General features: G+C 31.7%; 4 protein-coding genes and 1 pseudogene. 3 read left to right on the top strand and 2 right to left on the bottom strand.

The window, feature by feature from the left end:
• Positions 1-148 precede the first annotated feature (148 nt).
• The 3 genes from ACXAGJ_RS19575 (at position 149) to ACXAGJ_RS19585 (ending at position 4,825) form a co-directional block, all read left to right on the top strand.
• Positions 149-2,086 (top strand): histidine kinase, encoded by a 1,938-nt coding sequence (locus tag ACXAGJ_RS19575; protein WP_474842193.1) that lies wholly within the window; start codon positions 149-151, stop codon positions 2,084-2,086.
• Between the two features lie 4 nt (positions 2,087-2,090).
• Positions 2,091-2,843, top strand: coding sequence for a LytR/AlgR family response regulator transcription factor (locus ACXAGJ_RS19580; protein WP_474842195.1), 753 nt, complete (start codon positions 2,091-2,093; stop codon positions 2,841-2,843).
• Between the two features lie 98 nt (positions 2,844-2,941).
• Complete coding sequence (locus ACXAGJ_RS19585; RefSeq protein WP_474842197.1) at positions 2,942-4,825, top strand: histidine kinase; 1,884 nt, start codon at positions 2,942-2,944, stop codon at positions 4,823-4,825.
• 886 nt (positions 4,826-5,711) lie between these two features.
• Here ACXAGJ_RS19585 and ACXAGJ_RS19590 read toward each other — a convergent pair.
• Positions 5,712-6,065: a DUF6713 family protein gene (locus ACXAGJ_RS19590; protein WP_474842199.1), complete on the bottom strand. Its 354-nt coding sequence runs from the start codon at positions 6,063-6,065 to the stop codon at positions 5,712-5,714.
• A gap of 86 nt (positions 6,066-6,151) precedes the next feature.
• A pseudogene (locus ACXAGJ_RS19595) lies at positions 6,152-7,660 on the bottom strand (transposase).
• Between the last annotated feature and the right edge of the window lie 367 nt (positions 7,661-8,027).

An 8,027-nucleotide genomic window follows, 5' to 3' on the forward strand; every position in this document is an offset into this window, starting at 1 on the left:
ATTTAGAATTTGATTTATTAATACGCCCGATCTAAAGCACTGATCTTAAGCCAAAAAATGAATACTGGCTAAAAAAATACGTTTAAACCATAAAAATTTAGAGCGAATTCCTCTGTAATGTATTTGGACTTTATCCTACTTTTAAAATATGACAACCCAAATAAAAAAAATACATCCTCTATTTATATTGCTATTTGTTTTAAATAGTAGTTTTGCATTTCAATGTTTTGGAAAAACATTACAAATCCATTCAACCACAAAGCCAAAAGACTCCTTAGAACATAAAAAATTAGCCCTCCTACTCAATTTATACTGGAAAAAAGATCATGATTCGGTAATCAAATATTCGGGAAAACTTCTAGATATTGCGAAAGAAAAGAGAAACAAAGATTTAATTTCTGCCTACTATGACACCTTGGGCATCGCCTATCATAACAATTACGAACATCAGTTATCAAATTTATATCTAGATTCTTCTCTTACATATTATAAACTTCTTAACTGGCAAAAAAACATAGCTCGAACTTATATTGCAAAAGCTGCTAATTACATTTATCTAGAAAACTACGAACTAGCTCTTGAAGAAAGCCTTAATGCTTTAGAGTTTACAGAAAGTGATTCTGAACTATACTTTTATCTCTGTAATAATCTAAGCCGGATTTACTCGATGATTCATCAATATGATGCTGCTGCAGAATATCTCAAAAAAGCATTAGACTATGCAAAAAGAGTAAAACGACGGGATCTTAGTTTTACGGTGATGACTAATCTGGGCATGTTATCGCAGGAAATCAAAGATTACAGTACTGCTTCTGTTTATCTTAACAGTGCTTTGAAACTTGCTGATTCTATTAATGATGATTACTATATCGGTGTATCAAAATCGAACTTAGCTTACAATTTTTATCTTCAAGGCTTTTATGACAAAAGCATTGTATTTGGCAAAAAAGCTCTAAAAAAACTTCAAAACAACAAAATAAACCCTCCAGCTACAGTAAACAATTGGATCATACTAGGTAATTCTTATACTAGTTTAAATCAATACACAAAGGCTAGTGACTGCTTTACCAAAAGTCTGTTTCTATCCAAAAAAATTGATTATAAATTGGGGTTACAACAAGGAAATATGGGATTATACAGCTTGTATAAAAAAAATAAAAATGTGGAAAAAGCGTTATATCATTATGAACAGGCCAAAGCTTATGAGGATAGTCTTCTTAATATTAGTACACTAAACAAGATTAATCAGGTACAAACTGATAAGATTATTAGCAAAAAGAATGAGGAATTATTAAGATTATCCCGAAAAGGAAAAAAACAAATTGAAAAAATTCAGAAAGATCATCTTAGAAATATCAAGTATATTATCCTTGTTATAATCATTATCTTAATTTTTGCATACTCGCTATTTCAAAGAAAAAAAATTACAATAGTAAAACAAAAACAAAGACTAGCAGAAAATGATCTTAAAATATTAAGATCACAAATGAATCCGCATTTTATTTTTAATGCCCTAAACAGTATTCAAAGTTATGTACTTAAGAAAGATAGTTTATCTGCATACCATTACTTGACCCGATTTTCTGATTTGATTCGATTGGTTCTTAAAAGTTCGGTGCATTCAAATATTACACTAAAAGATGAAATAGATCTGCTAAGGAGCTATGTCGAATTGGAATGCATGAGATTTGATGAAGATATTCGTTTTGTGGAAAAATTTAACTTGGATGAAACGAAGGCTGAAACTATTGAAATTCCTTCTATGATCATTCAACCCATTATAGAAAATTCTATCATTCATGGATTGTCACAAAAAGAGAATGGTGGAACGGTAGAACTAAAAATTACGCAAAAAACAAATACTGTACTTATCTCAATAAAAGATAACGGTATTGGTCGCAAGGCATCTCAATTATCGAAAAATAGAAATCACTTATCTGTATCTTCAATTAATACCTCCGAGCGAATATCCATTTTGAAAGAAAAAGGATTTGAAGCCAGTTACCAAATAGAAGATATAATTGATGAACATTCAACTATTAAAGGAACAAATGTTCAAATTGTATTACCAATTTTAAACTCTTAACCCCATGAAACTAAAATTAAAAACAGCAATAATAGATGATGAGAAAAAAGCAATAGAAACTCTTGCTTTTCTGTTAGAAGAATTTTGTCCAAACGTAGAATTAGTTTTTACAGGATCTAGTCTTAAAGAAGCCGAAGACATATTGACTAATACCGATCTGGATTTAGTTTTTTTTGATGTCCAAATACGAAATAATTTTATATTTGAATCATTAAAGAAGATAGATGACTACCCTTTCGAAATTGTTTTTGTTTCATCTCACGATTTTGCTATTAACTCTTTTGAATTCCAGCCCACTGATTATCTATTGAAACCTGTAGATGTTGAAAAGCTACAGAATGCAGTAAACAAGGTTGTAAGCAAAAAAAAGAAAGAGCTTCAGAATTTTGACAAAATAAATATGGCTATAAAATCCTTGAATGGTCTAACCCGAAATATCCCGATCCCTGTTTTAGACGGATATCAATTAACTCCAGTAAACTCAATTTTGTATTGTCTAGCAGATGGAAGCTATACCAAAATTGCTATGGAAGATGGCAATATAATCATTGGATCTCAAAATCTAAAATATTATATGAACCTCCTAAAGGATTTTGATTTTGTAAGAATTCATAATTCAAGTCTTGTAAACATTTTGCACGTCACTAAGATATCTAAATCTGATGGAGGATATGTGGTTATGAAAAATGGTAAGTCATTATCTATATCCAGAACCAAAAAAGAAGAAACATTAAAAAACCTACTGGGGTATTGTTAACTGATTTCTAACAAACGTGGAGTCTTAATCATTTTTTAAAAACATGTTGAGCAAATATCAATTACCGCTATAACACTTAATGGCAACAAATAAAATCTATGAATGGGATACAACACATATTACTTATAGCTCTTGTAGTAGTTAACTTCTCTTTCTCATATTCTTATCAAATTTCGGATATTCAATCAAAGAAATTACGTGAGTATGAAAAAGGGAGCGCGTATAGTGATTCTTATCGTTTATTCAAAAAATACTATCAAAAAAACTCTGATTCGTCATTAAAATATTCCAAAAAAATTCTTCTTTTAGTTCGTATTAATAATGATTTACTACGTCAAGCGATACTTCATGATACTATTGGAAGAATATATCAAAAACGTGGTGAATTTGAAATTTCCAACAAATATCTGGATTCTTCGATTAGCTATTTTAAAAAAAATAAGGAACTATATGCTAAGCACATCGGTGATATTTTGCTGATGAAAGGGGGTAATTATACCATACTTCAAAAATATGATAAAGCTCTAGGTGAAAATCTAGAATCTTTGGAGTATATTGATGAAAACAACCCAAGTTATTTAACCATTTGCAATAATCTTGGAGTGATTTATGCTTCCATTGAACAATATGATCAATCAATAATCTACTTTGAAAAAGCTTTAAAAAGTTCTATACAATTTAATCGCCCGACTCTGGACTTAACCATGAATTTGGGAATTGTCTACCAATTAATCAAAGATTATGATCAATCTTCTATTTTTTTAGAGAGAACTATTCTTTTGGCAGACTCCACCAACTATACTTATTATTCTGCTGCTGGACGAGTAAATCTTTCCAACAATTTGGCCCAATTGGGTTGTCGAGAGGAAAGCATTTTGGTTGCAAAAGAAGCTATAGAAATTATAAATAAAGGTAAAGTTGCATACCATCAACTTATCGTCTCTGCTCAATATTCTATTGGAGTTTCATATTTGGAAATAAAGGAATACAACCAAGCTATAGAATACTTGACTAAGGCTCTTGAATTATCAGAAAAAATAAACCATAAGTCAGCAATAGTAGAAGCTAGTACGGCTTTATATAATTTGTACAAAGAAAAAGATAGTTTTGAAAAAGCGTTGATGTTTTTTGAAAAGGCCCAATCATATAAAAATGATTTATTTAAGCCTGAAACTTTTAATAATATTCTGAAACTACAATCTGATTATATTGTAAAAAATAAAAATTTGGAGTTAGAAACTCTAAATGAAGATAATATCCAAAGAACATTAAATACACAAAAAGAAAATGCAAGAACTATTGGAATTATAGTATTACTTTTTTTGAGCGTGTTAGTGTTCTTATTTATAGCATATAAAGAAAAAGTATATCTTATCGCAAAACAACGAACCAAATTAGCTGAAAATGAGCTTAAAATAGTGAAATCACAACTGAATCCATATTTTGTTACTATTATCTTGGATAACATTAAGAATCATATTATAAAGTCTGATAGGATCTCTGCTTATCGTCACATCTCAAAATTTTCAAACCTAATGAGACTTCTATTGGAAAGCTCTAGAAATTCTGAGCTAGTTTTAACCAAAGAACTTGACCTGATAGCGACCTACATTGACCTAGAAAACCAAAGATTAGACAAAAAAATCAATTACAAACTTCAAAGTTCTAAGGTAATAGAATTAAAATTACCTTCTTTGGTCATTTTTCCAATCATTAAAGATATTATTTCTGATAGCCTTAAAAAAGAAATTACATTTTTAGAAATTTTACTACAATATACTGTTGTAAACGATTCCATACATTTTTTAATAAAAAATACCACTAGCTATCATAATAAGAAAGAGCATAAAAACCATTCTACAGCACAAACTAAACGCAAAAAATACAAAGGTTTCTGGGTAAATTTCAGTACCGAAATTTCGAATAACTTAAAATTTGCAAATACCGAAACAAATATCTCTGTAGTCTTACCACTCTCATGATACCATTATTTCCGTTCAGACAATGTAAATTTAGATTATATTTAATCCGTTTAAGCTTTTTTGTGTTTTTATGCTTTTGATTTCAAAAAAGTTATTAGTTGATAGTTATTAGTTTTGGTAGTGGATAATTCGGTTTGATTTGTGCCAGTGATTTCGGAGTTATAGGTTCTTCCCTGTAAGTACCCCTAAAATAGCTACGGTCTAATTTGTGCCAGTATGAATTTGAATCGATTCGATTACGGTTCGTTTTGTGCCAGGTGTTACGTTTTGAATTGTACCACTTAGAGAGATCAAGTAATACCTTATCGCCAAAAAAAGCGGTATTGGCAAACACTCTTGATCCAATGGACTTAAAACAAATTATCAATCTACATTTAGACAGCTCTAGTAATCGAGAAATAGCAGAAACACCGGTATCTCTCGCAATACAGTAAACAATTACATTCGTTTATTTAAAGCTAGTGAGTACACCTTTAAAGAGTTGTTATCTTTTGATATAGGCAAATTAGAATCGCTTTTTCCTTCTCGTACTACTATAAAGAATCCTAGATATGACGAATTGATGCGCTATTTAGAAGACATAAGAAAAAGCCGTCATCATCCTGGATTTACTTTTTTACATCATTATCAGCAATATGCGCAAATTTGTGAATAAAAACCCAATAAGTAAGCCAGAATCTATTTTGCTCATATTTTACCATCAAAATGTCTTTTAGGCTTGAAAATAAGTAGTTTAACATCAATTGAATTGAGGTAGGTATTAATATATTGCCTTAGAAAACAGGGCTTAAATCCAAGTTTATTGGTTACTTTTTGATGTTTTATGGGCTTGTGCAGCGGTTACCATTGTTAGCTGCTGCCTTTATTTTTTTCAATACTCTTCTGATCAAACCAATAGATCTATTATTCCGCATAATCCCGCTCCAATAATTATCGACCAAGAAATCCAATCCTTGAATTCATTATTCTTGTGTTTTAGAAAAAGAATATGAAGTCCTAAATGCACAATCATAAATATGTTAAACCCATAGATAAATACCTCAATACCTTGACTTTGAGTTAGTTTGTAAAAAACAAAGTAAAAAAGAGGAATGTGGAAAAACAGGAAAACTATGTGTCCGATTCTGTCATTCAGCATCGATAATCCTGGAAATATTCGCCACTCTTTGCAACGAATTGCATCCATTTCGTGCATCATCAAAAGTGAAAGTCCCAAGTAGAAGAATATATGTCCCGTCATACTAATTTTCTAATTTGTTGTTTGTATCAATGTCATTTTTTGGTTGCAGCGAACAGCAATTTGTCTCAAAACTACCTTTGTTTTGTTTAAAGGTATACAATTTTGTTCATTTTGTATGATGCTATTGAAATGGGATTAATTTCCTTAACATAAAAAATATTTACTGATGCATGGATTTTCATTCTTTCTAAAGCTTTATATAGGTTTTTTAAGCCTATTTTTAAGTGTTTTGGAATGTTTTTAGGCTTCCATCCTAAATTGATATGTAACCTTTTTAAATTATAACTCAGTGCAATAAGACCAAAATCGGCACAGGCAGACTTTGTACCTTTTTTGGTCATTATATGGTCAAAACCCCCATTGCATTTTCATAGTTCTAAAGAGGTGTTTAACCAATGCTTGTCTTTTTTTATAAGTGTCAGGATGTTTTTCTACTTCACGGGCGTTTTGTTCGATGTAAGGAGTAAACTCACTGCGTTGTACGATCTTTCCGTTTTGCTTTGCCGTAGTACACTCACTACGTATCGGACATTGTTTACAGGCTCTGGTCTTGTATCGTTTAAAACGATAGTTTCGCGCCTTGTACCAACTTCCGTTACTGATCAGTTCATTTTGTTGTGGGTTGGTTTTGGTGCCTGACTTTTGCGACCTATCGCAGGAATTGGCTACTAATGTATTGATGCCAAGGTTAGTTGCAATCTTAAATTCACTGCCAATATGATACCCCTTGTCGTAGAGTGTTTTAAAGGCGTTAGTTCTTAAAATGGTCTTTACCCTTCGAAGCATATCGCCCATTGCCTTTTTATCGTTTTGATTAGTAATCTTGTAATCGATCAATAGTTTATGATCAGCATCCACAGTGGTCTGATCGGTATAAGATACCTCTGTGATGGTTCCTCGTAGAATCTGATGTCTTCTATCGGGATCACTGGTGGAAATCTGTGGGTTTTCTGTAGTGGTATCTGATTTGAGTTTTGTTTGGATATCGATATACTTTTCACGTTGCAGTTTTCGTTGTTTTATTTTTTGTTTCACTTTTTCTTTACTGTCGCTATCTGCCTTGGACAGTTCTTTGCTATGTTCTTCCAATTTTTTATTAATGTAGTCGATATGCCTAGCGACTTTCTTTAGTTTAAAAATATTTTTCTTGCTGTTTTGTGCACGTAGCTTGGTAGAGTCCCCTGCAATTAAAGTGGCTCCAATCAACTTGTGGTTCTTGGCAATGGATACTGTTGCATGGAATACCTTTTTTATAGCCTTGGGGTTGTTTTTCCTAAAATAGGCAATAGTATTGTGACAGGGGCTAGGTTGCCCAAAAGCCATATCAGTTCGATATTACGAGTACACCCTAGTTCCAGTTGCCTGGAGGATCGTATTCTGTTCATATATCCATAGATATATAATTTCAGTAAATCACTAGGATCATAAGAAGGACGACCTTGTGATGATATTGATTCAAAACCTAGGTATTGTAAGTCTAAATTATCTACAAAAGAATCAATAGCACGAACTGTATTGTCCTTAGCATTCATATCGTTCAAACAAGTAGTATACAAAGCAAGTTGGGTACAGGATTGTTTCTGTCTATATTCCACTTTAAGATAAATAATCTTCAAAAATAGAACGTAAAGCTATCTTACATTTTTGTTAACTTGTGCAACAGGTACAACGGCTATAAACAAGCGGCTTAGTCTTTTATCGAATTAAAATTCTTACATTTAATCAAAACAATTTAAAACGGAAAAAACTAGCTGTTCAGTTCCATAGATAGCGATTAGCAAGCAGATACAAGCTTTGCTTCCAACATTTGCTACCGCAAATTTGGTTCTGCCAATCAAGCCGCTAAGATGCCGCCAGTTCATCGCCCAGACCGTTGTGAGCAATCCCTCATAGCTCTCAAAACCTGTTAGTACTATGCTAACGAAATTGTATTTTGCACCCCAAATAATTTAAGCTCTTTGC

The organism is Aquimarina sp. AWH4_224 (assembly GCF_056160245.1).

Excerpts from the sequence above, each read along its gene's own strand:
- ACXAGJ_RS19590 (WP_474842199.1), bottom strand. The coding sequence starts at position 6,065 with ATGACGGGACATATATTCTTCTACTTGGGACTTTCACTTTTGATGATG.
- ACXAGJ_RS19585 (WP_474842197.1), top strand. The coding sequence starts at position 2,942 with ATGAATGGGATACAACACATATTACTTATAGCTCTTGTAGTAGTTAAC.
- ACXAGJ_RS19580 (WP_474842195.1), top strand. The coding sequence starts at position 2,091 with ATGAAACTAAAATTAAAAACAGCAATAATAGATGATGAGAAAAAAGCA.
- ACXAGJ_RS19575 (WP_474842193.1), top strand. The coding sequence starts at position 149 with ATGACAACCCAAATAAAAAAAATACATCCTCTATTTATATTGCTATTT.